Below are 21,238 nucleotides of genomic sequence, written 5' to 3' on the forward strand. Positions count from 1 at the left end.
GCTGGGGGGGGGCTCTTCCGATGCGGCTACGGTCTTGTTGGCCCTGAATCAGCTCTGGGGGCTGCGCTACGAGCGTCACCGCCTCGCTGCTATAGGGCTGGAGTTGGGCGCTGATGTGCCGGTCTTTGTGCACGGTGCGAGTGCCTGGGGTGAGGGGGTCGGTGAGCGGCTTGAGCCGTTGCCTGCAGAAGCGATGCCGTGGCCGTGGCTGGTTGTGGTCGACCCCGGGGTCGCGGTCTCGACCGCAGCGGTCTTTAATGATCCGGGTTTGACACGCGATAGTAAACTGGTCACAATACGCGACCTTCGCGCTGGCGCGGTTTGGAACGATTGCGAGCCGGTCGTTCGTGCCCGTTGGCCAGCGGTGCGGGAGGTGCTAGAATGGCTCTCCATGCGCGGCGAGGCGAAGATGAGCGGCACGGGTGGGTGCTGCTTTTTGGGTCTGTACGGTGAGGCAGAGGCGCGGACAGTGCTGCGTGAGCTGCCAAGCCGATGGTCCGGTTTTGCGGCGCGCGCGGTGGCCCGTTCGCCCTTGGAGGCGGAACTTGAGGTGGCTGCGCCGGCCGGAGGTGAGTTCAACGATTGGGGCGTCGCCAAGCGGTAAGGCACCGGTTTTTGGTACCGGCATTCGCAGGTTCGAATCCTGCCGCCCCAGCCATTTCCGCTTAACCCCGATCTCGTAGCCGATCTCGTGAAGGTAGACGTCTAGTCGTGCAACTCAATGGACCGATGATGGTCTTCGCCGGGAACTCCAATCTTCCCCTGGCGGAGGCAATTGCATCCCACCTCAAAACCCGCCTTGGGCACGCCGTCGTCGATCGTTTCAGCGACGACGAGATCATGGTTGAGATCAACGAGCACGTCCGCGGCAAGGACGTCTTCGTGGTCCAGTCGACGTGCCGCCCGGCTAACGACAACCTGATGGAGTTGCTGGCCATCGTCGATGCGCTGCGCCGCTCTTCGGCAGCGCGCATCACGGCGGTCATTCCCTACTTCGGCTACGCGCGCCAGGACCGGCGGCCGCGCTCGCAGCGGGTGCCGATTTCGGCGAAACTGGTTGCCGATATGCTGCAGGCGGCCGGTTACGATCGCATCGTGACGGTCGATGTGCACGCCGACCAGATCCAGGGCTTCTTCAACATTCCAGTCGATAATGTCTACGCCTCGCCGATCCTCCTTGGTGATATCTGGCGACAGCTCTACCCGCGCAAGGTCGTCGTCTCGCCCGATGTCGGCGGGGTGGTGCGTGCGCGCGCGGTCGCTAAGCGGCTCGATGATGCCGAGCTGGCTATCATCGACAAGCGGCGGCCGCGGCCCAACGAGTCTTCCATCATGCACATCATCGGCGATGTCGAGGAGAAGACCTGTATCATCGTCGACGATATTGTCGACACCGCCGGCACGCTGTGCCAGGCTGCCGAGGCGCTGAAAGAGCGGGGAGCCCGTAAAGTTGTGGCTTATATTACCCACCCGGTGCTCTCGGGCCAGGCCGTCAGCAGGATCGCCGCCTCCAGCCTTGATGAGTTGGTGGTGAGCGATAGCATTCCGCTGAGCGAACAGGCGGCAGCGTGCTCCAATATCAGGCAATTGAGCATTGCGGAGATCCTCGCCGAGACGATGCGTCGGGTCAGCAACGACGAATCAGTCAGCGAGCTCTTCGTAGAGTGATCCCCAACTCAGGAGTGAATCGATCATGACGGTGGAAATGACGCTCGATGCGCATCCGCGCACCGAGACTGGACGCGGGGCCATGCGTCGCTTGCGGCGCGCCCGCCGAGTGCCGGGCGTCGTCTACGGCGCGGGCAAGGGGTCGCAGGCCGTGACCCTGGAAAACGATCAGCTGTACCGCCTGTTGGAGGAGGAGAGTTTCTTCTCCTCGGTTCTGACTGTTAGGGTTGGCGGCGAGACCGAGCAGGCGATCGTCAAGGCGCTGCAGCGCCACCCCTACAAGCCCCTGGTGCAGCATATCGACCTGCAGCGGGTGGAGGCCGACCGGAAGATCTACGTGCAGGTGCCGCTGCACATCCACGGTGAGGAAGTTGCCCCCGGGGTTAAGAAGGGTGGGGTGCTGCACCACGATCTTCTCAATATCGAAGTCGTCTGCTTGCCGAAGGATCTGCCCCAGTATATCGATGTCGATGTCTCGAAATTGGATGTCGGGCAAGCGGTTCATGTCAGCGAGCTGCAACTTCCAGAGGGCGTCGAGGCCGTCGCCCTGCAACAGGGGGCGGGGCATGATGCGCCTGTGGTCTCGGTTCAAGCAACTCGTAAGACCCGCGGCGGCGGCAGCGGCGAAGCAGCCGAGTCGGACGCCTCAGAGTAGTCCGCCCGTGGCAGGGCAAGAGGGTGAGTTTCGGCTCATCGTCGGTCTCGGTAACCCTGGCGCGAAGTACGAAGGAACCCGGCATAACGCCGGGTTCTGGTTTATCGAGGAGCTGCTACGGCGCCACGGTGGTGAACTGCGGGCCGAGTCGCGCTTTTACGGTGTGGTCGGCCGGGTTGATATCGCTGGCTACGACTGCCGGTTGCTGGAGCCGACGACCTACATGAATCGCAGCGGTGATGCGATCGCTGCGCTGGCGAACTACTTCAAGATTCCGCCGCAGGCGGTCTTGGTGGCTCACGACGAGATCGATTTACCGCCCGGCAGCGTGCGTCTGAAGCGGGGGGGTGGTCATGGTGGACATAAGGGGTTGCGGCATACGCAGGCGACACTCAGTACGCCCGATTTTGCCCGGATTCGGATCGGCGTCGGGCATCCTGGGCACCGCGATGCGGTGGTTCAGCACGTCTTATCGGCTCCGAGTGCGGTAGAGCGGCGGCAGCTAGAGATCGCCGTTGAGGAGGCCGCGGACGTGGTGCCGTGGCTACTGGCCGGTGAGTGGGATCGCGCTTGTCGGCAACTGCATGGATGAGGCCTCGTTATGGGATTCAACTGCGGTATCGTCGGGCTGCCCAATGTTGGCAAATCGACGCTCTTTAATGCGTTGACGCAAAATGATATCCCCGCCGAAAACTACCCGTTCTGCACGATCGATCCGAACGTCGGCATCGTGCCGGTGCCCGATCCGCGCCTGCAGCACCTTGCAGCGTTGGTTAAGCCGCAGCGGGTGGTGCCGACGACGATGGAGTTCGTCGACATCGCCGGCTTGGTCGCTGGCGCGGCGCAAGGTGAGGGGCTGGGGAATCAGTTCTTGGCGCACATCCGCGAGACCGACGCGATTGCAATGGTGGTGCGCTGTTTTGAAGATGAGGATGTGCACCACGTCACCGGCCGCGTCGATCCGGTCGCCGACGTCGAGACGATTGCTACCGAGTTGGCGCTCGCCGATCTGGAGACCGTGACTAAGGCGCTGCAGCGCCAGGAGCGTGCGGCAAAGAGTGGAGACAAGGAGGCGGTTTATCTGCGGGATCTGCTTGAGCGGGTGCGCGCAGCTCTGAACGACGGCATCCCGGTGCGTACTCTTGATTTGCCGGAGGCGGAGCAGCGCAGCCTGAAGGGCTACCATCTCCTGACCAGCAAGCCGCTGATGTACATCGCGAATGTTGCTGAGGAGGGGTTTGCTGACAACCCGCTGCTGGATGCGCTCGCAGCCTACGCCGAGGCCGAAGGGGTGATGGTGGTGCCTGTCTGCGCGGCGATTGAGGCCGAGTTGGCCGTTTTGGCCGAGGCGGATCAGGCGGAGTTGCTTGCTGCCTACGGGCTCGAAGAGCCGGGCCTGAATCGCGTCATTCGGGCGGGCTATGAGTTGCTCGGGCTGCAGACCTTCTTTACTGCCGGGCCGCAAGAGGTGCGGGCCTGGACGGTAGCGCGCGGGGCTACGGCGCCACAGGCGGCCGGCAAGATCCATACCGATATGCAGCGGGGCTTTATTCGGGCCGAGGTGATCAGCTACGACGACTTCGTTCGCTACGGCGGCGAGCAAGGGGCGAAGGATGCCGGGCGCTTGCGGCTAGAGGGTAAGGAGTACGTGCTGCACGAAGGGGATGTGACTCACATCCGCTTTAATGTCTAGTCCAATGGCGACAATGGTCAGCCTGAGGCGGTTGTGTCCGAAGCGTTGTGTCGTCGTCCGGCCTTAGGCGTATTCGTCTAGGCGTGGACGTGCCGACGTCCGTCCCTGGCCACCATCGGCGCGATAGCTCGCAGCTGCGCCTTCAGTCGCGCTACGGCGGGCCGTGCTGCGCTCTCCGCTGCGCCCCCTGGTCTCGCCGCCTTCTGGATCGGCTGCGGCATCGCGCGCGGTTGGCCGCCTGCCTTTGTCGCGGCGCAGCCGCTCCTCAACCGCTGCGGGGCGGTTGGGCTCGTTGCTGCGGTGGCCGGTCGCCTCAATGCGCGGAAACGGGGCTACCGGCTCAATCTGCCGGATCTCCCGCGCGTTCCGCAGCAAAGTGGTGCGCTGCGTATCACGAATCGGGGGGACATTGAACATGGCGCCCCTCCTCTGTTTCTCGTGCCGTTGCGGGGAGGTACCCCGAGGCGGCGTTTGATCCTATCATCGGCAAGTGTTGCCGAAACTTGAAATAACCCCTTGGCCGTAAGCCCTGAGTCGGTCAGAATGTGCCGGTGAGGGAGCTTGTTAACCACTTATCAGGAGGGAGATTCCGCATCCATGCAGATCCAGATCAATCCTGGCTCCGGCGTTCACATCTCCGAGGCCCTTGAGCGCAGCATCCTTGAGTCGCTTGGTGCGATCGACCGCCGCTTCGGCGAGCAGTTGACGCGCATCGAAGTGCATTTTCAAGATACGAATGGCCCTAAAGGAGGCGTCAACAAGCACTGCCGTATTGAGGCGCGGCCGCGCGGTCTCGATCCGGTGCTGGCCGAAAATACCGCTGAGGATGCCTACGACGCCGCGCGTGGCGCCGCGCGTAAGCTGGAGCGGGTGTTGGATGGTCGCCTCGGTAAGCTGGTGAGCAAGCAGCGCAGCAGCCATCAGCCGCCGGAACCAGGGATTTGACCCCCCCCCGCGCATTCCCCCTGCCAGGCGTTAGCCCGGAGGGGGGGTAAGCGGGGTCTCTTTTCAGGGGCTTCAGGCTATCTATGGGCTATCCAGAAGTCTCCTGTGCTTCTGTTCTAGCCATGCCCGCCCGGGTGCGTGGCATTCACAAGAGAGTGCTAGCGAGCAATGGCGTGGCACCGATCGGGAAGGTCGGTGCCGCGCGTGCTGTCTCGGTTGGTCTTTTCGCCCGCAGGGCGCCGCGCCAGTGAGCGGCCGCGCTCACGCCTGCTCGCTGAAGGGTGGGGGGGCAAATCTTGGATTTTTGGTGGCTATGGGTGGAGTCGAACCACCGACCTTCGCATTATGAGTGCGACGCTCTAACCAGCTGAGCTACATAGCCATGCGGATACCCACTAAAGGGCGGTAATTATCGCTGTTTTTTTCTTTGCTGTCAAGCCGGCTTTTGTGCCATCAAGTGCCCCGGGAAGTTGTCGCGGAAAAGCGACGCATTTGCATCTGGGGCTCCATAACCCTTTCTTCTTCAAAGCTTCAGGGGTGTTGCGTTGGGGCAACAGCGGCGCTCTGAGGGGGGTCGTTTGCGTCGATGGGCGTGCTAACAGGCGCAGGCAAACACGGCAGTTGCAAGGGGGGAGGCGTGGAGGGGCGAGCGCAGCGCCCCCCGAAATGGCGGCACGGATTATGCAACGGAGCGGGCGGTGCATCTCGCCATATGGGAACACCGATTGATCGAATCGGTGCCCGTTTCGGGTGTCTATTTTGTACGTCGAAAGGAGGAGTCGATGCCTTATAAGATGCTACCGTTGGCGTTGTTGGCCGCGTTGCTGCTCGGTGCCGGGTGTGCCGGCATGGGAGGCGAAGAGGAGGCAGGTCCAGCCGCAGAGCCCGCCCAGGAGGCCGACGATCCGTGGGGTGCGCCTGAGGGCGATGAGCAGCAAGACCCGTGGGGTGCGGCGCCTGAGGGCGACGAGCAGCAAGACCCGTTCGGCGGTGGTTTTGAAGAGCCTGCTGACGGGGGTGAGCAGCAGTGGTAGTCGTGGGGTGGGTTGTCTAGGCGGGCTCTTTGCTCGCCAGCGGCGCGCCGACAGGGTGGCGGCGGAGCGCGGCCTATAGCTAGCCGCCGCCCTGCTCCCTAGGCCAGGCGGAGTTGGTGGCCGGTGGGTCTTGGTCGCACGCGGCGCGCCGACGACCGCGACAGGCTCTGTGGCTGTGCCGGGGAGCGCAGGCGCTCCTCCGCTAAGATGCGGTGAGGTGAACGCCGTAGCGCGAGCCCGGCGGGGTCCTCACACTGAGACGTCAACATAGCGGCCTCGGCCATCGCCCGCATGGGTGCGCGGACCGCTATCGTCCCGCGCCAGTGCGAACTGCTCGCGCAGGACGCCCGTTTGCTCCTCGATGGCGTCCCTAATTGCCGCCCTGGCTTGATGGCCCTTATATCCTCCGTAGAGGCCAGCGCCGACTGATAGTATGCTGGCTAGGTCCATGGCTGCCTTCCTCATTGTGTGTCGTCTTTGGGCGACAAGAAAGCGATCTCTGTTCTGTAGATTGTTCGACGCCCTTTTTTTACCTAAAGCCCTGCCAGGGCGCGCAGCCAAAACACCGGGCTCCTGTATTTTGCCTCCGTTTTAAGGTCATTGCAAGCCGCCGGTTGCGGTGCTATGCCGCAGCGAATGGGCAGATTTACCGTATGCCACTAGCTGACTGCAGTTGTCGCCGTGCGTGCTCCGTTGCAGCGCTCCAACCCGTGGCAATGCCCGCTATGAGCCTAGTATTATGACAGTTATGAACGATCCAAAGTGCCCTGAAGCGTATCCGCTGCTCCAGACGATCGACGACCCCAGCGATCTCCGTGCGCTCTCAGTGGAGCGCCTTGCGGAGGTGGCCGAGGAGCTGCGTGCCTTTCTACTCGCCTGCGTATCGCAAAGCGGTGGTCACCTCTCCGCTGGTCTTGGGGCGGTCGAACTGACCCTCGCTCTGCACTATGCGCTCGATACCCCGCACGATCGGCTGATCTGGGACGTCGGGCATCAGTGCTACGCCCATAAAGCGCTCACTGGGCGGCGGCGCTGGCTCACAGAGATCCGCCAAGCCGGGGGGCCGGCCGGTTTCCCAGTGCGCGAAGAGAGTGACTACGACGCTTTCGGTGTCGGCCACTCCTCGACCAGTATCAGTGCGGCCCTCGGTATGGTCCTGGGCAGTGCTCACAGCGGCACCCGGCGTCGCTGCGTCGCGGTCATTGGCGATGGTGGGCTCACGGCGGGGGAGGCCTTTGAGGCGTTAAACCACGCCGGCGGGAGCGGTGCCGATCTCTTGGTGGTGCTCAACGACAACGAGATGTCGATCTCTGAGAACGTCGGTGCCCTGTCGAACTACCTGACCCGCTTGCTCTCCGCACCGCTGACCGGGCAGTTGCGGCGGGGCGCCCGCGAGGTACTGCGTCGTGTTCCTCCGGTGCACGAGTTTGCCCGTCGCACTGAGGAGCACCTGAAGGGCATGATTGCCCCGGGCACCCTCTTCGAGGAGCTCGGCTTCCACTACTACGGGCCGGTCGACGGTCACGACGCCTCGGGGCTCGTTACGGTGCTGCGCAACTTGCGCGATCAGCCGGGTCCACGGCTTCTTCACGTAGTCACGCGTAAGGGCAAAGGCTACGCCCCGGCGGAGCAGGACCCGACCGCCTATCACGGTGTGGGTCGTTTCGATCCGGCTCGGGGATTAACGCCGCCGTCCTCTCCGGGCGCTCTCAGCTACACGGACGTCTTCGACCGCTGGATCACCCAGGCAGCTGTTGCGGACAGGCGGCTCTTTGCCATCACTCCAGCGATGCGCGAAGGCTCGGGGCTCGGCCGCTTTGCCCAGCGCTACCCGGAGCGCTTTATCGACGTCGGCATTGCCGAACAGCACGCCGTTACTTTGGCTGCCGGGCTAGCATGCGAGGGCGCGCGCCCGGTTGTGGCCATGTACTCGACCTTTTTGCAGCGTGGCTACGATCAGCTGATCCACGACGTCGCCCTGCAGCGCCTCCCGGTGCTCTTTGCCATCGACCGGGCGGGGATTGTCGGCCCCGACGGCGCAACCCACCAGGGCACCTTCGATCTGAGTTTTCTCCGCTGCGTGCCCGAGCTGATCGTCATGACCCCGGGGGATGAGGCGGAGTGTTGGCGGCTGCTCTCGACCGGGCTGCACGCCGATGCCCCCGCTGCGGTCCGCTATCCGCGTGGTCGTGGCCCCGGGTGTGCGCTGCCGAAGTCGCTTGCACCGCTGCCGATCGGTCAGGCCGAGATCCGTCGCCGCGGCGATGCCGGTATCGCTCTGCTCGTCTTCGGCGCTCTGCTGCCGACGGCGGAGGCGGTGGCCGAGGAGCTCGATCTCACGGTGGCCAACATGCGCTTCGTTAAGCCGCTCGATGTCGCTTGCATCGAACAGCTGGCCGCGACCCATCGCCATCTGCTCACTTTGGAGGAGAACGTCATCGCTGGCGGTGCCGGCAGTGCGGTCAGTGAGCACTTAGCGCGGATCGGCAACCGCACCCCGGTGACTCATCTCGGCCTGCCCGATACCTTCACCCCGCACGGCGACCGCGACGCCCTGCTCGCAGCGAGTGGGCTCGATGCTGCGGGTCTCCGCAGCGTGGTCGCCTCCCTGCAGCAGCCCGGCTGACAGTCCCGGCTGGCAATCGGACTGGTGGCCCAACTGATGGCCCGACTGATGGAGTGTGCCGCACCATGGTGGACCCTTCCTGGATCGAACAGGCGCTGGAGCGCAACAAAGCGCGCCGTGAGCATTTTGACGAGATCGCCTACACCCGTCTCACCGATGCCCTCGGCGGCTGGCCGCGCGGCACCGTCTTCTTGGGCGGGCGGGCGGTGCCCGGTTACCCCTCCATCGGCCGGGTGTTGAACTTAGAGCAGGGACTGAAGCAGCACTTCCAGGCGCCGTTTCATGCCGAGGAGAAGATCGACGGTTTCAATGTCCGGATCGTGCGCCACGCCGATACCGATCTGGCCTTCTCGCGCGGTGGCTTTGTCTGCCCCTTCACCACCGATCGGCTGCCCGATCTAATGGATTTGCGCATCTTCGATGACGAGCCCGATCTGGTGATCTGCGGCGAGGTGGCCGGTCCCGGCAACCCCTACCTGGAGGGCCATCCGCCCGATATCGACCACGAGGTCGTCCTACGCATCTTCGATCTGATGCGTTTCGATGCGCCGCAGTTCATGGCGACCGTGGAGCGGCACGACCTGCTGCAGCGCTATGGGCTGCCTGCCGTCCCTTACCACGGTCGCTTCCACGCCGATCAACCCGAGGCGGTCCGAGCGTTGCTGGGTGAGCTCGATCGGCGCGGTGTCGAAGGCTTGGTCCTCAAGGAGGAGGGTGAGCGGCAAAAGCGGGCCAAATACGTCACCCCGGCGTCGGTTGTGCAGGACTTGCGTGCCATGGGCGATGCCTTGATCGATATGCCGCCGGAGTACTTCACCAATCGCCTGCTGCGTTTGGTCTTGATCCTGGAGGAGTCGCCTGCGCTAGAGCGCCCGGAGCTGCGCGCCGAGCTCGGCGCTGCGTTGATCGATCCGCTGCTTGCAGCTGCACGGGCGCATCGCGACACCCACAAAGTCGCCCACCACTTCCGTTGCCGTTTCCGCTCGCGGGTGAACGCCGAGCGCTTCATTGAGCACATGCGACGGGTGCCGCAGAAGGAGATCCACTCCTCGGTGCGTTCCCTTGAACAGGCCGAAGATGGCTACTGGGTGCTGACTTTTGATCGTGTCTTCCCCCGCATCAGCGGGCTGCTGGGTAACTTCCTCAGCGGCGCACAAGTCTACGACTGAACGCGATCCGGTGCGACCAACTGCCATCCAGCCTATAAGCGATGCACTACTTAATTGCAGTGACCCTGTTGTGGGCCTTCTCCTTCAGCCTGATTGGTGAATACCTCTCCGGCCAGGTCGATAACGACTTCGCGGTACTGAGTCGTGTGGCACTCGCCGCCTTGCTCTTTTTGCCCCTGCTGCGGCTGCGGGGGATCGCATGGCCGCTCGCCTTAGGCTTGATCGGGGTCGGGGCGCTGCAGTTTGGGGTGACCTATCTCTGTCTCTACCGCTCCTTCGCCTACCTGAGCGTGCCCGAGGTGCTGCTCTTTACCATCACGACCCCGCTCTACGTCACACTACTCGACGATGCGCTCTATCGGCGCTTTGCACCGGTTGCGCTGCTTGCAGCGGTGTTAGCGGTCTTTGGCGCCGGGTTGATTCGCTACGACGGCATCGATGGGGCGTTTTGGGGCGGCTTTCTGCTGCTGCAGGTTGCCAACGCCGCCTTTGCCGCCGGGCAGGTCGGCTATAAGCACCTGTTGCAACGCTATCCGTTGGATGTCCCCCCCTATCGGGTCTTCTTTCTCTTCTTCCTCGGCGGGTTGCTCGTCGCAACACCCGCCTTTCTCCTCTTCGGCGATCCGACGCTGTTGCCGCAGACCTCGCTGCAGTGGGGAGTGGTGGTGTGGCTCGGGGTCATGGCCTCCGGCGTTGGGCTCTACCTTTGGAACCAGGGGGCGCGGCGGGTCGATGGTGGCACCCTGGCAGTGATGAACAATATGCTGATTCCCGCCGGCCTGCTCGTCAATTTGACCTTGTGGGGGGCAGATACGGAGTGGCAGCGCCTAGCCGCTGGGGGCGCCGTTTTGATCGCCTCGCTATGGCTCAACGCCCGGTTTTCGCGCTACGCCGTGATTGGCAAATAGAGGCCAATATGGGCCGCCGCGCAGGAGCGGCTAGCCGTCGCCGTCGGCCACCGGCGGCGCATCGAGCAGTGCGGTGATGTCGCGCTCAAGCGCCTCCGGAGCGGTCTGCGGTGCGTAGCGAGCGGTCACCCGTCCCTGTCGATCGACGAGGAACTTGGTGAAGTTCCACTTCACTGCCCGACTGCCCATCAGCCCCGGCGCCTCTGATTTGAGGTATTGAAAGAGGGGGTGCGCCTGATCGCCGTTGACCTCGATCTTGGCAAAGAGGGGGAAGTTGACCTCGAAGCGGGTGGTGCAAAACTCGGCAATTTCGGCCTCTTCACCCGGTTCTTGGTTGCCGAACTGGTTGCAGGGGAAGCCGAGTACGGTAAAGCCACGCTCGTGGTGGCGACTCTGCAACGTTTGCAAGCCTTGGTACTGAGGGGTGAGGCCGCACTGACTCGCGACATTGACAATCAGCAGCACCTGGCCGGCGAAATCGCGCAGGGGTTGTGGCTGGCCGGTGATCGTGGTGGCGGTGAAGTCGTAGACGGAGGTCGGTTTTGAGGACATGGCAGAGGCCTCGCTGGCAGGAAGTGCGGATGCCTCAGCATGCCGCGCATCACCGCCGTGATCAACACGGAGGATGCGCGGCAATGGCTTCGGCAGTCGGCCTAAAGCGGAGCGACGGCAGGCCTTAAAAGAGGCGGATGACGCCGACGTTCACTGCGCTTAAGTCCCACTCAAGTTTATCCCCCGTTTGGCCGTTGGCACGGAAACGGTCTTCGCCACCGCTGTGGTAGCGGATGTACTCAATCTGGTAGCCGAAGCCGGGGTGGGGGTAGAAGGTCGCACCGATACCGATGGTGGGGGCCGTGTCACTCATCTGCATGCGACTGGAGGGTGAGGGAGGTTTGTTGCTCCACTGCGCTTTGGTTACGCCGGCGAGCAGGTAGAGCGAAAAGAGATCGCGATAGTCCAGCAAGTGGCCGACGGCGTAGAGCCCTATAAGATGCTCGAGTTCCAGGGTCGATTTGCCATGTTCGCCTCTCTCTTCAACATCCTTGACGCCGAGGCCGATGCGGCCTTCGATGGCGACTTGGCGCCAAGGAAAGTAACCGGCGTGGAGGCCAGCGGCGGTCGGGCGTACTGCGCTGGAGTCGCCGGCGTTGTCATCAACCTCCAGCACCACCCTGCCGACGTTTAGACCGACGTAGGTGGTGCCCTGTGCGGTGGCGCTAGCGGTCACAGTCGGTGGCAGGAGCAGGGCGGTGGCGGTCAGCAGCGCGGCAACAATCAGCGGCCAGCGGCCGAGGGTAACCAGGGTGAGCTCGTGTGGTGGGCGCATGGGTCTACTCTCCGGTAGAGTGCGGAAGGAAGGAGGCCAAGGTCGATGCCCCCCTCGCAACTATATACTCTTTACCGGAGAGAGTCCGAAAGAGTGGAGCCGCAGCTTTAATATCTTCTCAGCGCAGGAGGCGACGGCGAAAGAGCCACGAAGCGATGCAGAAGGCCACCGCCGTGTAGGCGATCGGCACCAGCAGATGGAGCAAGAGCCCCACATGGAGCGCACCACCGGTGACCAGCGGGCGAATGATCTCAATCATGTGGGCCAAGGGCAGGAGGTAGGCCAGCGAGACGACGAGCGAGGGCAGTTGCTCGAGCGGGAAGAAGACCCCGGAGAGCAGCAGCATCGGAGTCAGGATCAGGGTGAAGTAGTAAAGGAAGAAGTCGTAGCTGGGCGAAACAGCGGTGACGATCAGCGCCATGCACGCGAAGGCGAGGCAGATGAGCCAGATCAGCGGCAGTGCCAGCAGTACCCCCCAGGGCGAGAGCAGTCCCAAGACAACGGCCACACAGCCGATTGCTGCGGCACTGATTAGCGCCTTACTCGCCGCCCAGATCGCCTCGCCGAGCACGATGTCGTCGACCTCAAGCGGAGCGGCGAGCATTGCCGCCCAGGTCTGCTGCACATGCATCCGAGTAAAGGCCGAGTAGAGCCCCTCGAAGCTGGCGGCAAACATCGCACTGGAGCAGAGGATGCCGGAGGCGATGAAGACGATATACGGCAACTCGCTGACCTCGCCGATGAGGGCGCCAAGGCCGTAGCCGAAGGCCAACAGATAGAGGATCGGTTCACCGAAGTGGCCGATCAGCGACGGCACCATCAGCTTGCGCCAGACGCGCAGGTTGCGGCGCCATACCGCTACGAAGCGGAGACTCGGGCGCGGCAGCCAGCGCTCGTGTGGGGCCGCGGTATGCACGCTACGGTTACTCTCTGAGATCATGGCCGGTCAGCTGCAAAAAGAGATCTTCTAGGTTGGTCGGCCGCTGCAAGTAGGTCAGGCCGTGGCCATCGAGCGATTCGGCGATCGGCATCGGCTGATCGGCGTAGAGCAGCACGGTTTCACCAATTTCACGGATACGCGCCGGTGCCACTTGGCTCTCGTGGGTGGCCAAGAAGTGGCGCGCAGCATCACCGCGCAGCTCAATGACGTAGCGCTCAAGGTGTTCGGCGATCAAGGCCCCCGGTTTGCCACACGCCACAATGCGCCCGTGATCCATGATGGCGACCCGGTCGCAGAGCCGTTCGGCCTCCTCCATGTAGTGTGTGGTGATCAGCAGCGATAGCCCCTGCCGCTGCAGGGCGCGTAGCTTCTGCCAGATGTGTTGGCGGGCCTGCGGATCGAGTCCGGTCGACGGCTCATCGAGGACGATCAGTTCCGGGGCGTTAATCAAGGCGCGGGCCAGGGTGAGGCGCCGTTTCATGCCGCCGCTTAGCGAGGCAATCGACGCCTGTGCCTTCTCCTCGAGGTTGGCGAAGGCGAGCAGTTCATCAACGCGCCGTGCGGCCTCGCTGCGGTCGATCCCGTAGTAGCTGGCGTAAGTGAAAAGGTTCTCGCGCACCGTAAAGTCGGGGTCGAGGTTGTCCATCTGCGGGACGACCCCCATGCGGGCGCGCATCTCACGCGCGCGTGCCGGTATCGGCTCACCGAGCACCTGAAGGGATCCGGCGTCGTAAGGGGTCAGGCCGAGGATCATCCGCAGCGTGGTGGTCTTGCCGGCGCCATTCGGTCCGAGCAGGCCCAGGCACTCGCCACGCTCAACAGCGAGGGTGATGCGATCGACGACCGTCTGATCGCCGTAACGCTTGCTCAGCGCCTCGGCGAGTACGGCACACTCTTGGGACGTGTTTCCCGCGTCGGCGCCTTCGGCGACTCTCGTGCCTTCGGCCGCTCGGTGCGGGGCGTCTGTTTGTTGTGATTCTGTCGATGGTTCGGGCATAAGGTCGCAGCTAGTGTAGCGGTGCTATAGGAATCGCCGCAAGGGGGGCTCCCGCGCCGCGTGCCGCTCTTCTCTGTTCGGAAGCACGGAGCTTGTCGCGCAACCCGGTCACTGGAGCGCCTCGATCAGTGGCATCAGTAGCGGCACGGTAATGGTGGTGAAGAGTCCGGCAAGCCCCAGGGCCAAACCGGCGAAGGCGCCGGCAGTAGCACCGATGCCGAAGGCTTGTGCGGTGCCAAAGCCGTGTGCCGAGAGCCCGAGGGCAAAGCCCTGCGCGGTCTCACTGCGAATGCGCAGCAGGGCAAAGATCGCCGGTGCCATCAGGCAGCCCAAGGCCCCCGTGACCAGCACCAGCCCGGCGGTCAAGGAGGGCAGGCCGCCGAGGCGCTCGGCGATCCCCATTGCAATCGGCGAGGTGACCGACTTCGGGGCCAAGGCCAACAGGGTTTCGCGCGAGGCCCCAAAGAGCGCTCCGATTAGAATCGCCGAGACCGAAGCGGTGATGCTGCCGGCGACTAAGGCGACGGTGATCGGCAGCAGCAGCTGACGGATGCGGGCGAGTTGATCGAACAGCGGGATGGCGAGGGCGACCGTGGCCGGGCCGAGCAGGAAGTGAATAAACTGCGCCCCTTCGAAGTAGGTGTCGTAGTCGATGTCGGTCAGCACCAAAAAGGTGATCAGCATCGCCATCGCCAACAGCACCGGGTGGAGCAGCGGTGAGCGGCCAAGCCGCGCCCAGAGCTGTTGGGCGATCAAAAAGGCGACCAGGGTGATGGTCAGGCCGAGTAGGGGGCTCTCGGCAAGAAAGACCCAGATATCGTGAAACTCCTCATCCATCGGATGGCGCTCCCGGCGTGCGGTGGTCTCCTGTCTTCGGCGGCGTTGCCGAGGGTGAATTGGCTGTATCGGTTGAGTGGGCTGCGCTTGAGCGCGGCTGCAGCATCCGCCACTGGAAGAGCAAACCGGTGACCGCTAGCGCCAGGGCCGTGCTGATGACCAGCGCGGCGACAATCGCCCAGGCGTCTGCAGCGAGCCGCTCAAAGTGCACCATGAGGCCAACGCCGGCCGGCACGAAGAGCAGGGCTAAGTAGCGCAGTAGCCCCTCTGCGGCAGTGCGCAGCCCCTCCGGCACGCGACCGACGGCGATCAGCGTGGCAAAGAGCAGCGCCATGCCGATCACTGGTCCGGGCAAAGGGAGGGCGAGCACCCGAGCGAGCACTTCGCCGAGGAGTTGAAAGAGCAGCAGCAGGGTCAGGCCGTAGAGCATCGTTACAGCGACTCGCGATTCCAGCTGCAGGTCTTGGTTGCAGGCGTGCGAGTAGTGGGCACAGTGAGCCACCGCCCGGTCTTCTGTCTAGTCGTTGTTCTCTCCGTCTCCATCGATCCAGTCGTTCTCGTCATCCCGCTCTTCTCCGTCCCCATCATCCCAGTCATCGTCGCTCTCCCAATCGCTGTCGTCGTTCCAGTCATCGTCGCTCTCCCAATCGCCCCCGTTATCCCAATCGTCCCAATCATCCCAGTCGTCTTCACCGAGCCGTTCGCGCCGGTTCTGTAGATAGGACTCGCGCATAAAGACGTAGGGGTCGGCCCCGGTGCGCTCCATAAGCTCATCGAGCGAGAGCAGTTCGGCGCGCATGTGTAGACCATAGGCGAGCATTCCGGTGTAGCGAACCGAGTGCTCGGTATCGCTCCAGAAGTAGACGCTGTGATAGTCACGGGTCAGATACTGTAAGCCGTAGCCGGAAGTATCGCGCACGGTGCTCGGCCCCATGGCCGGCAAGACCAAGTAGGGGCCTTCGGGAACGCCCCAATGACCCAGTGTGAGTCCGAGGTCGTTGCGCTGTCTCTCTAGGCCCATGGCGCCAGCTACATCGAACAGTCCGAGCAGGCCAATTGTCGAGTTGACGAAGAAGCGGGTGACGCTGCGCGTACCCTGTTCGCCATCGCCCTGCAGGTAGTGGTTGGCAGCGTAGAAGGGTTCACTCAGGTTAGTGAAGAAGTTGCCGATAGGGCGGCGGATGCCGCCGGGAACTTGATCACGGTAGAAGACTGCGACGGGGCGGACAAGATGCCGGTCGGCACGCATGTTGATGTTGTGCATCCAACGGTTGTAACGCTCCAGGGGATCGGCTGTGCCCTCATCCCACTCACCATTCCAGTCGTCTTCCCATTCCTCATTCCACTCCTCGTCCCAGTCGTTGTCCCAGTCGTTGTCCCAGTCGTTATCCCAGTCGTTATCCCAGTCGTTATCCCACTCCTCTGCGTGCTCTTCTTCCTCTTTAATCCACGTGCCCCCCTCTTCGATGTCGTTATCTGCCCCCCCTGCAGTTGCCAGCGCCGCTTTGAGCTGCCGGTCGCGGTCGCTGGTTGGGAGTGCAGAGGGTTTTGAGGGTATGGCTGGCTCCGTGGTGGGTGTGGTGGTGGGCGTGCTGGAACAGCCACCGAGGCCGATGGCTAGCACAAAAGCGGCGGTCAGCGAGGCCGTTGCGCGCATTCTGCGCATTCCGCTCAGTCCGGTCAGTTTGGTCGGGCAGTCCAGCGGCAGAGCAGGCAGTGGTGGTTGCCTCGGAGACCGCAGCGGGAGCCGTGGTAAAGGGCGCAAGGAGCGCAATAGGCATTGGGCAAAGGGTGGGTTAGGGCGCATAGAGCTTTTTCCCTGGGTTGAAGAGACCGCATGGGTCGAGGGCCTCTTTGATCCGGCTCATCAATTCGGCGCTCAACGGATCGGCGCAGCGAGCGAGTTCGGCGCGGCGCAGTTGACCGACGCCGTGCTCGGCCGCGATCGAGCCGCCGAATTGGATCACGAGATCGTGAATGATCCGGTTTAAGTGCGGCTGCTGAGCCGTGAACGCTGCCGAGTCGGCGCCCTCCGGCTGGCTGAGGTTAAAGTGTAAATTGCCATCGCCGACGTGGCCAAAGATACACGGCCGAATCGCTGGATCGTAGGCAGCGACGGCGGCCAAGGCTTGCGGCAGGAAGTGGGCAAGGTCGCTGGGGCGGACCGAGATGTCTTGCTTGATGCTGGCACCGGCGTAGCGCTGGCCATCGGGGATGGCGGTTCGCAGCTGCCACAGACGCGCGATATCGGTAGCATCGGCCGCTTGCTGCGAGTCAAGAATCGATCCCGCGGCGGCTGCTTGGGCAAGAACCGCTGCGATGCCGCTATCGAGATCGGCGCGCGGATCGGGTGAGGCAAGTTCGAGCAGCAGATACCAGGGGGCGGCGGCGATCGGTGTGGGCGGGGTCTGCTCAAGGAGTTGTCCCATGGCCAGGGCGGCGGCGCTCATCAGCTCAGCGGCAACCACGGCATCGCCGCTCTCGGCTTGGAGTTGGCGCACCAGGGGAAGGGCAGGTTCGAGGCTGGGCAAGGCGAGGAGGGCGACTCGGCGGCGGCGTGGCGGCGGGAAGAGGCGCAGCTTGGCCGCAGTGATGATGCCCAGCGTACCCTCTGAGCCAATGAAAAGGTTGCGCAAGTCGTAGCGGCTGTTGTCCTTGCGCAGACCGCTCAGGTCGCTCCAGATGCGTCCGTCGGCAAGCACCACCTCGAGACCGAGGGTGAGATCGCGGGCGCAGCCGTAGCGCACTACATTGAGACCGCCGGCGTTGGTCGCGAGGTTGCCACCGATTCGGCACTCCGCTTGCGAGGGTAGGCTTAGCGGGAGGTACCAACCGGCTTGCGCGGCGGCCTCCTGGGCCGCTGCGAGCGTCATCCCGGCTGCCACCGTCAGCGTCCCCTCCTCGGCGTCGAGTTCGTGGAGTGCGGTCATCCGCTCGACGCTGAGCACGACCTCGTCGACGCTGCGCGGCGAGCCGCCACCGACGGTGCCGGTGTTGCCGGCTTGCGGCACAACGCAGAAGCCGTGCTGCTGACAGAGGCGCACGGTCGTGACGACCTCGGCGGTATCGGCCGGACGGACCACCAGGCGGCCTTGGCCGGGAAAGAGGTTGCGTCGCTCCTCCATATAGGGCGCGATCTCGGCGGTGCTATCGAGTACCGCAGCGGGGGACAGCTCGTGCCGCAGCGCTGTGCGGAGGGGGGTGAACTGTAGCGGCGGCGTAGTGCCAGAGCCAGTGCCAGTACTAGCGGTGTTGTCGTGGGCGGTGGGAGAGTGGTGCGAATGTGGGTTCATAGGCGAGTGTGCGATGGTTGTGTGATGGTTGAGGCGGTCTACATGTAGGGTGAGGCGAGCCAGGCGGCGGCATCGCGAACGCGCTCAAAGGCGCCACGCTGCTCGAGTTCTGCCTCGGTAACGCAGCGCGAGCGCGCGCAGATGTCCGCACAGTCAGCGGCTAGCTGCTCGGCCAGAGGGCGGTTGTAAATCTCGGCGTTGAGCTCGAAGTTCAGGCGCAAGCTGCGCGGGTCCATGTTGGCAGAGCCGACCTGGGCATAGCGGCGGTCGATTACAAAGAGTTTGGTATGGGCGAAAGGCGCTGGTTGATAGTAGACCTGCACCCCCCAGTGCACCAACTCGCCGAGAATGTGTCGAGTCGCCCAGTCGACAAAGGTCAGGTTGCTCTGTTCGGGTAGCAGTACGCGGACCGCGACACCGCGCAGTGCGGCTGCCTCTAGCGCGGTCATCAGCGGACGCGTGGGCAGAAAGTAAGGAGAGACGACCCAGACCTCTTCGCGGGCGGCCGAGAGCGCGCCGATCAGAGTCATGATCAGGCGGTCGAGGTCTTCATTGGGGCCATCGGCAATGATTCGGCACAGGGCGCCATCGGTGTGGCGCCGTGCCAGCGACGGCAGGGTGTGGTCGGCTCCAGTGGTAAAGGCCCAGTCCTCAAGAAAGACCTCTTCGATCTGGCGAGCGACCGGACCATCGAATGAGAAGTGCATGTCGGCGACCGGATGGGGGTGGGTGCTCTCGACGAGGTGGCGATCGCCGATATTCATGCCGCCGGTAAAGGCGAGACGACCATCAGTAACCAAGATCTTCCGGTGGTTGCGCAAGTTGATGGAGACCTGCGGCGGCATCAGCCGGGGGGGCAGAAAGCGCGCGACAGGCACCTCAGTCCGCTTGAGCAGGGTGCTGGCGCGCGGCCAGGAGTAGATCTCGCCGAAGCCGTCGATCAGGACCCGGACATCGACTCCGCGCCGCTGTGCGGCGGTCAGTGCACGGATAAAGCGCCGTCCAGTGGCGTTGGTTTCGAAGATGTAGGTGCTTAAAAAGACACGCTCTTGGGCCGCGTCGATCGCCTGCAGCATCGCTGGATAGGCCTCTTCGCCGTTGTGCAGCACTTGCAGGCGGTTGCCGCCCTCGAGTTTGCGTCCGCTGACCGCATCGGAGATGCGCACCTGTTCAGCGTACTCGGGACTGATAGTCGGGCTGGTGTGTCGGTGCCACGGACCGTGCCCCGGCGGGATGCGCTCCTCGGCGACAAGTTTGCGGGCGCGGGTACGCACCCGATTGATACCGAAGAGGTAGTAGACGGTGGCGCCGGCGAGCGGAAAGATCAAACAGATGGCGATCCACGCCCCGGCGACCTGCGGTTCACGCTTCGTTAACAGGGCGTGGCCCGCGGCAATAGGGCCGGCGACGGCGGCAGCCCCACTGACGAGCGCGATGATCCAAGTCGTTGCGTCTTCCATATGAACAGTTTCGGGGTTTTGAGCCCTTTTGGGAACCACCGCGGCAGTGCGCAGTGCGGCTGTCCCGGCATGTTGCACCGGCCTGTTGCGATCCCGTTGCCGGCGTGGTCTTGGTTGTGCGGCGGCAGGAGGTCGCGTCGTCTCGATGGTGTCTAGGATTAGACTAATTATCTATGGTAAAAGGGGCGCACTACTTTGAGCGCCGGGATGTTCTCTCCGGCAGGTCAAGCATCTAGCGCGTTAAATTAACTGTAGGAGCTGACTTATGAGTCAGGCGGCTATGTCAAAATCCCCCGGCGAGCAGGAGTTAATGACGTTGCTGCGCAGCGCGGGTCTGCGGCCGACACAGCAGCGTTTGGCGCTGGCCGGCCTGTTGTTTGCCGGCGGTCACCGCCACATGACTGCGGAATCGCTCTACGAGGAGGCCGGGGCGAGCGGTGTTAAGGTCTCTTTGGCAACGGTCTACAATACGCTCAACCACTTTAAGGAGGCTGGCTTACTGCGCGAGCTGATTGTCGATTCGGGGAAGTCGTACTTCGATACCAACACGGCTCCCCACCACCACGCCTACGATGAGCAGACCGGCGAGATCCACGATCTTGAACTGCTGGTCGACGAGCGGCAGCTGTGTGCCGGTCTCAAACTGCCCCCGGGGCGACAGGTCAGCGGGGTCGATGTGGTCGTGCGGATGCGCGCAGCTGCAGAGGGCAGTCGTTGATCCGCAGTATGACCGCCTTTGCGCGGAGTGAGGCAGAGGTCGAGGGTGGGTCGGGTGCGGTGCAGCTGATATGGGAGCTGCGTGCCGTAAACCACCGCTATCGTGAGATCCAGACGCGCTTGCCGGATGAGTTTCGCGCCTTGGAGCCCGAGCTCCGGCAGCGCTTCGCTGCGTGCGTAGCTCGTGGTAAGGTCGAAGCGATGCTGACCGTGCGCGAGCAGGGCGAAGGCGGTGCGTTTGAGGTCGATTGGCCACGTGCGGAGGCGCTGATCCGGGTCTGTGCTGAGTTGTTGGCGCGTGGCGGTGATGCCGTGCGTCCGGCGTCGGTGGCCGAGTTGCTGCGCCATCCCGGCATGTTGCGAGAGCCGCAGCGAGGGGATACCGCGCTGCAGGAGGGGGCCCTTGAGCTGCTTGACCAGGCCTTAGCACAGCTGCTGGATGCGCGCGCCCGCGAGGGTGCGCAGCTGACTGAGGTGATTGGGCAGCGTGTCGAGGCGGCGCAGGAGGCTGTGCGCCTGCTGGCGGGGCGGCGTGAGGCGATTAATCGCTTGGTGCGCGAACGTCTGCAGGCGCGCTTAGCGAGTCTGCCGCAGCCGGCCGACCCGGGCCGCTTGGAGCAGGAGCTGGTCTACGTTGCGCAGCGCTCGGATATCGACGAAGAGCTCGATCGCTTAACGACGCACCTCGCCGAGGTGCAGCGTCTGCTGACGGCGGCCGAGCCGGTCGGGCGGCGGCTCGACTTCTTGATGCAGGAGCTCAATCGAGAGGCCAATACCATTGCCTCGAAGGCGGCCGATACAGCGACGAGCAACACCGCTGTCGAGTTGAAGGTGTGGATCGAACAGATGCGTGAGCAGGTGCAGAATGTCGAGTGACCATCGCCCGGAGGAGCGCGCGAATGATCGCGCCCATACGGCCCAAGGTAGTGCTAGAGGGGGCGCCGCGGACTCTTCTGGGCGAGGTGTCGG

The 21,238-nt window shown here is 63.7% G+C and carries 23 protein-coding genes and 2 tRNA genes; 13 read left to right on the forward strand and 12 right to left on the reverse strand.

Features of this window, described 5'->3' with window-relative positions; all coding sequences use genetic code 11:
* The 6 genes from ispE to ychF form a co-directional block, all read left to right on the forward strand.
* Positions 1-604, forward strand: a 604-nt coding sequence (gene ispE, locus CKO15_RS10880; protein ID WP_200196092.1) for a 4-(cytidine 5'-diphospho)-2-C-methyl-D-erythritol kinase, incomplete at its 5' end; no start/stop codon positions are given.
* Positions 584-658, forward strand: a tRNA-Gln gene (locus tag CKO15_RS10885). The genes ispE and CKO15_RS10885, both read left to right, overlap by 21 nt.
* 71 nt (positions 659-729) lie before the next feature.
* Entirely contained in the window at positions 730-1,668 is a 939-nt protein-coding gene (locus tag CKO15_RS10890) for a ribose-phosphate pyrophosphokinase (protein ID WP_200196134.1), read from the forward strand.
* A gap of 25 nt (positions 1,669-1,693) precedes the next feature.
* On the forward strand, positions 1,694-2,323 hold the full coding sequence (locus CKO15_RS10895) for a 50S ribosomal protein L25/general stress protein Ctc (protein WP_200196094.1): 630 nt from the start codon (positions 1,694-1,696) through the stop codon (positions 2,321-2,323).
* Positions 2,324-2,330: 7 nt separating this feature from the next.
* On the forward strand, positions 2,331-2,915 hold the full coding sequence (pth, locus tag CKO15_RS10900) for an aminoacyl-tRNA hydrolase (RefSeq protein ID WP_338036049.1): 585 nt from the start codon (positions 2,331-2,333) through the stop codon (positions 2,913-2,915).
* A 9-nt stretch (positions 2,916-2,924) separates the two neighbouring features.
* A complete protein-coding gene (ychF, locus tag CKO15_RS10905) occupies positions 2,925-4,016 on the forward strand; it encodes a redox-regulated ATPase YchF (RefSeq protein ID WP_200196095.1) in 1,092 nt (363 codons plus the stop codon).
* A 63-nt stretch (positions 4,017-4,079) separates the two neighbouring features.
* Here ychF and CKO15_RS10910 read toward each other — a convergent pair whose 3' ends face one another.
* On the reverse strand, positions 4,080-4,433 hold the full coding sequence (locus CKO15_RS10910; protein ID WP_200196097.1) for a hypothetical protein: 354 nt from the start codon (positions 4,431-4,433) through the stop codon (positions 4,080-4,082).
* A gap of 180 nt (positions 4,434-4,613) precedes the next feature.
* On the opposite strand from CKO15_RS10910, the gene CKO15_RS10915 reads away from it, so the two are divergent.
* The gene (locus CKO15_RS10915; protein WP_200196099.1) at positions 4,614-4,961 is read left to right on the forward strand and encodes an HPF/RaiA family ribosome-associated protein; all 348 of its coding nucleotides are present in this window, start codon (positions 4,614-4,616) and stop codon (positions 4,959-4,961) included.
* A gap of 305 nt (positions 4,962-5,266) precedes the next feature.
* On the opposite strand, the gene CKO15_RS10920 is transcribed toward CKO15_RS10915, so the two are convergent.
* Positions 5,267-5,343: transfer RNA gene (locus CKO15_RS10920), tRNA-Met, on the reverse strand.
* 400 nt (positions 5,344-5,743) lie between these two features.
* Between CKO15_RS10920 and CKO15_RS10925 the strand changes: the two genes are divergently transcribed.
* Positions 5,744-5,995 (forward strand): hypothetical protein, encoded by a 252-nt coding sequence (locus tag CKO15_RS10925; protein ID WP_200196101.1) that lies wholly within the window; start codon positions 5,744-5,746, stop codon positions 5,993-5,995.
* Positions 5,996-6,244: 249 nt separating this feature from the next.
* Here CKO15_RS10925 and CKO15_RS10930 read toward each other — a convergent pair whose 3' ends face one another.
* Positions 6,245-6,445, reverse strand: a complete 201-nt coding sequence (locus tag CKO15_RS10930) for a hypothetical protein (protein WP_200196103.1) — start codon at positions 6,443-6,445, stop codon at positions 6,245-6,247.
* 289 nt (positions 6,446-6,734) lie between these two features.
* Between CKO15_RS10930 and dxs the strand changes: the two genes are divergently transcribed.
* From dxs to CKO15_RS10945, 3 genes are all read left to right on the forward strand, one after another.
* Positions 6,735-8,621, forward strand: a complete 1,887-nt coding sequence (dxs, locus tag CKO15_RS10935; RefSeq protein ID WP_242464738.1) for a 1-deoxy-D-xylulose-5-phosphate synthase — start codon at positions 6,735-6,737, stop codon at positions 8,619-8,621.
* Between the two features lie 65 nt (positions 8,622-8,686).
* Positions 8,687-9,790, forward strand: coding sequence for an RNA ligase (locus tag CKO15_RS10940; protein ID WP_200196105.1), 1,104 nt, complete (start codon positions 8,687-8,689; stop codon positions 9,788-9,790).
* Between the two features lie 41 nt (positions 9,791-9,831).
* A complete protein-coding gene (locus tag CKO15_RS10945; protein WP_200196107.1) occupies positions 9,832-10,698 on the forward strand; it encodes an EamA family transporter in 867 nt (288 codons plus the stop codon).
* A 30-nt stretch (positions 10,699-10,728) separates the two neighbouring features.
* Here the strand turns inward: CKO15_RS10945 and CKO15_RS10950 are convergent, their stop codons facing one another.
* The 9 genes from CKO15_RS10950 to CKO15_RS10990 form a co-directional block, all read right to left on the reverse strand.
* The gene (locus tag CKO15_RS10950) at positions 10,729-11,250 is read right to left on the reverse strand and encodes a glutathione peroxidase (RefSeq protein WP_200196109.1); all 522 of its coding nucleotides are present in this window, start codon (positions 11,248-11,250) and stop codon (positions 10,729-10,731) included.
* 124 nt (positions 11,251-11,374) lie between these two features.
* Complete coding sequence (locus CKO15_RS10955; RefSeq protein WP_200196111.1) at positions 11,375-12,025, reverse strand: outer membrane beta-barrel protein; 651 nt, start codon at positions 12,023-12,025, stop codon at positions 11,375-11,377.
* A 118-nt stretch (positions 12,026-12,143) separates the two neighbouring features.
* Positions 12,144-12,965, reverse strand: a complete 822-nt coding sequence (locus tag CKO15_RS10960) for an ABC transporter permease (RefSeq protein ID WP_200196113.1) — start codon at positions 12,963-12,965, stop codon at positions 12,144-12,146.
* Positions 12,949-13,962, reverse strand: coding sequence for an ATP-binding cassette domain-containing protein (locus CKO15_RS10965; protein ID WP_200196120.1), 1,014 nt, complete (start codon positions 13,960-13,962; stop codon positions 12,949-12,951). The genes CKO15_RS10960 and CKO15_RS10965 overlap by 17 nt, the downstream gene beginning before the upstream one ends.
* 108 nt (positions 13,963-14,070) lie before the next feature.
* Positions 14,071-14,799, reverse strand: a complete 729-nt coding sequence (locus CKO15_RS10970) for an LrgB family protein (protein WP_200196122.1) — start codon at positions 14,797-14,799, stop codon at positions 14,071-14,073.
* A complete protein-coding gene (locus CKO15_RS14540) occupies positions 14,792-15,301 on the reverse strand; it encodes a CidA/LrgA family protein (RefSeq protein ID WP_338036050.1) in 510 nt (169 codons plus the stop codon). The genes CKO15_RS10970 and CKO15_RS14540 overlap by 8 nt, the downstream gene beginning before the upstream one ends.
* 15 nt (positions 15,302-15,316) lie before the next feature.
* Positions 15,317-16,465: an MlaA family lipoprotein gene (locus tag CKO15_RS10980; RefSeq protein ID WP_200196125.1), complete on the reverse strand. Its 1,149-nt coding sequence runs from the start codon at positions 16,463-16,465 to the stop codon at positions 15,317-15,319.
* A gap of 130 nt (positions 16,466-16,595) precedes the next feature.
* Complete coding sequence (locus CKO15_RS10985; RefSeq protein WP_200196127.1) at positions 16,596-18,092, reverse strand: FAD-binding oxidoreductase; 1,497 nt, start codon at positions 18,090-18,092, stop codon at positions 16,596-16,598.
* A gap of 38 nt (positions 18,093-18,130) precedes the next feature.
* On the reverse strand, positions 18,131-19,552 hold the full coding sequence (locus CKO15_RS10990) for a phospholipase D-like domain-containing protein (RefSeq protein WP_200196129.1): 1,422 nt from the start codon (positions 19,550-19,552) through the stop codon (positions 18,131-18,133).
* Between the two features lie 280 nt (positions 19,553-19,832).
* On the opposite strand from CKO15_RS10990, the gene irrA reads away from it, so the two are divergent.
* Together irrA and CKO15_RS11000 are read left to right on the forward strand one after the other, a co-directional pair.
* A complete protein-coding gene (irrA, locus tag CKO15_RS10995; protein WP_200196130.1) occupies positions 19,833-20,270 on the forward strand; it encodes an iron response transcriptional regulator IrrA in 438 nt (145 codons plus the stop codon).
* Entirely contained in the window at positions 20,267-21,145 is an 879-nt protein-coding gene (locus CKO15_RS11000) for a YicC/YloC family endoribonuclease (RefSeq protein ID WP_200196132.1), read from the forward strand. The genes irrA and CKO15_RS11000 overlap by 4 nt, the downstream gene beginning before the upstream one ends.
* Positions 21,146-21,238 lie beyond the last annotated feature (93 nt).

It is taken from the genome of Halorhodospira abdelmalekii, assembly GCF_016583625.1.
GTDB lineage: Bacteria > Pseudomonadota > Gammaproteobacteria > Nitrococcales > Halorhodospiraceae > Halorhodospira > Halorhodospira abdelmalekii.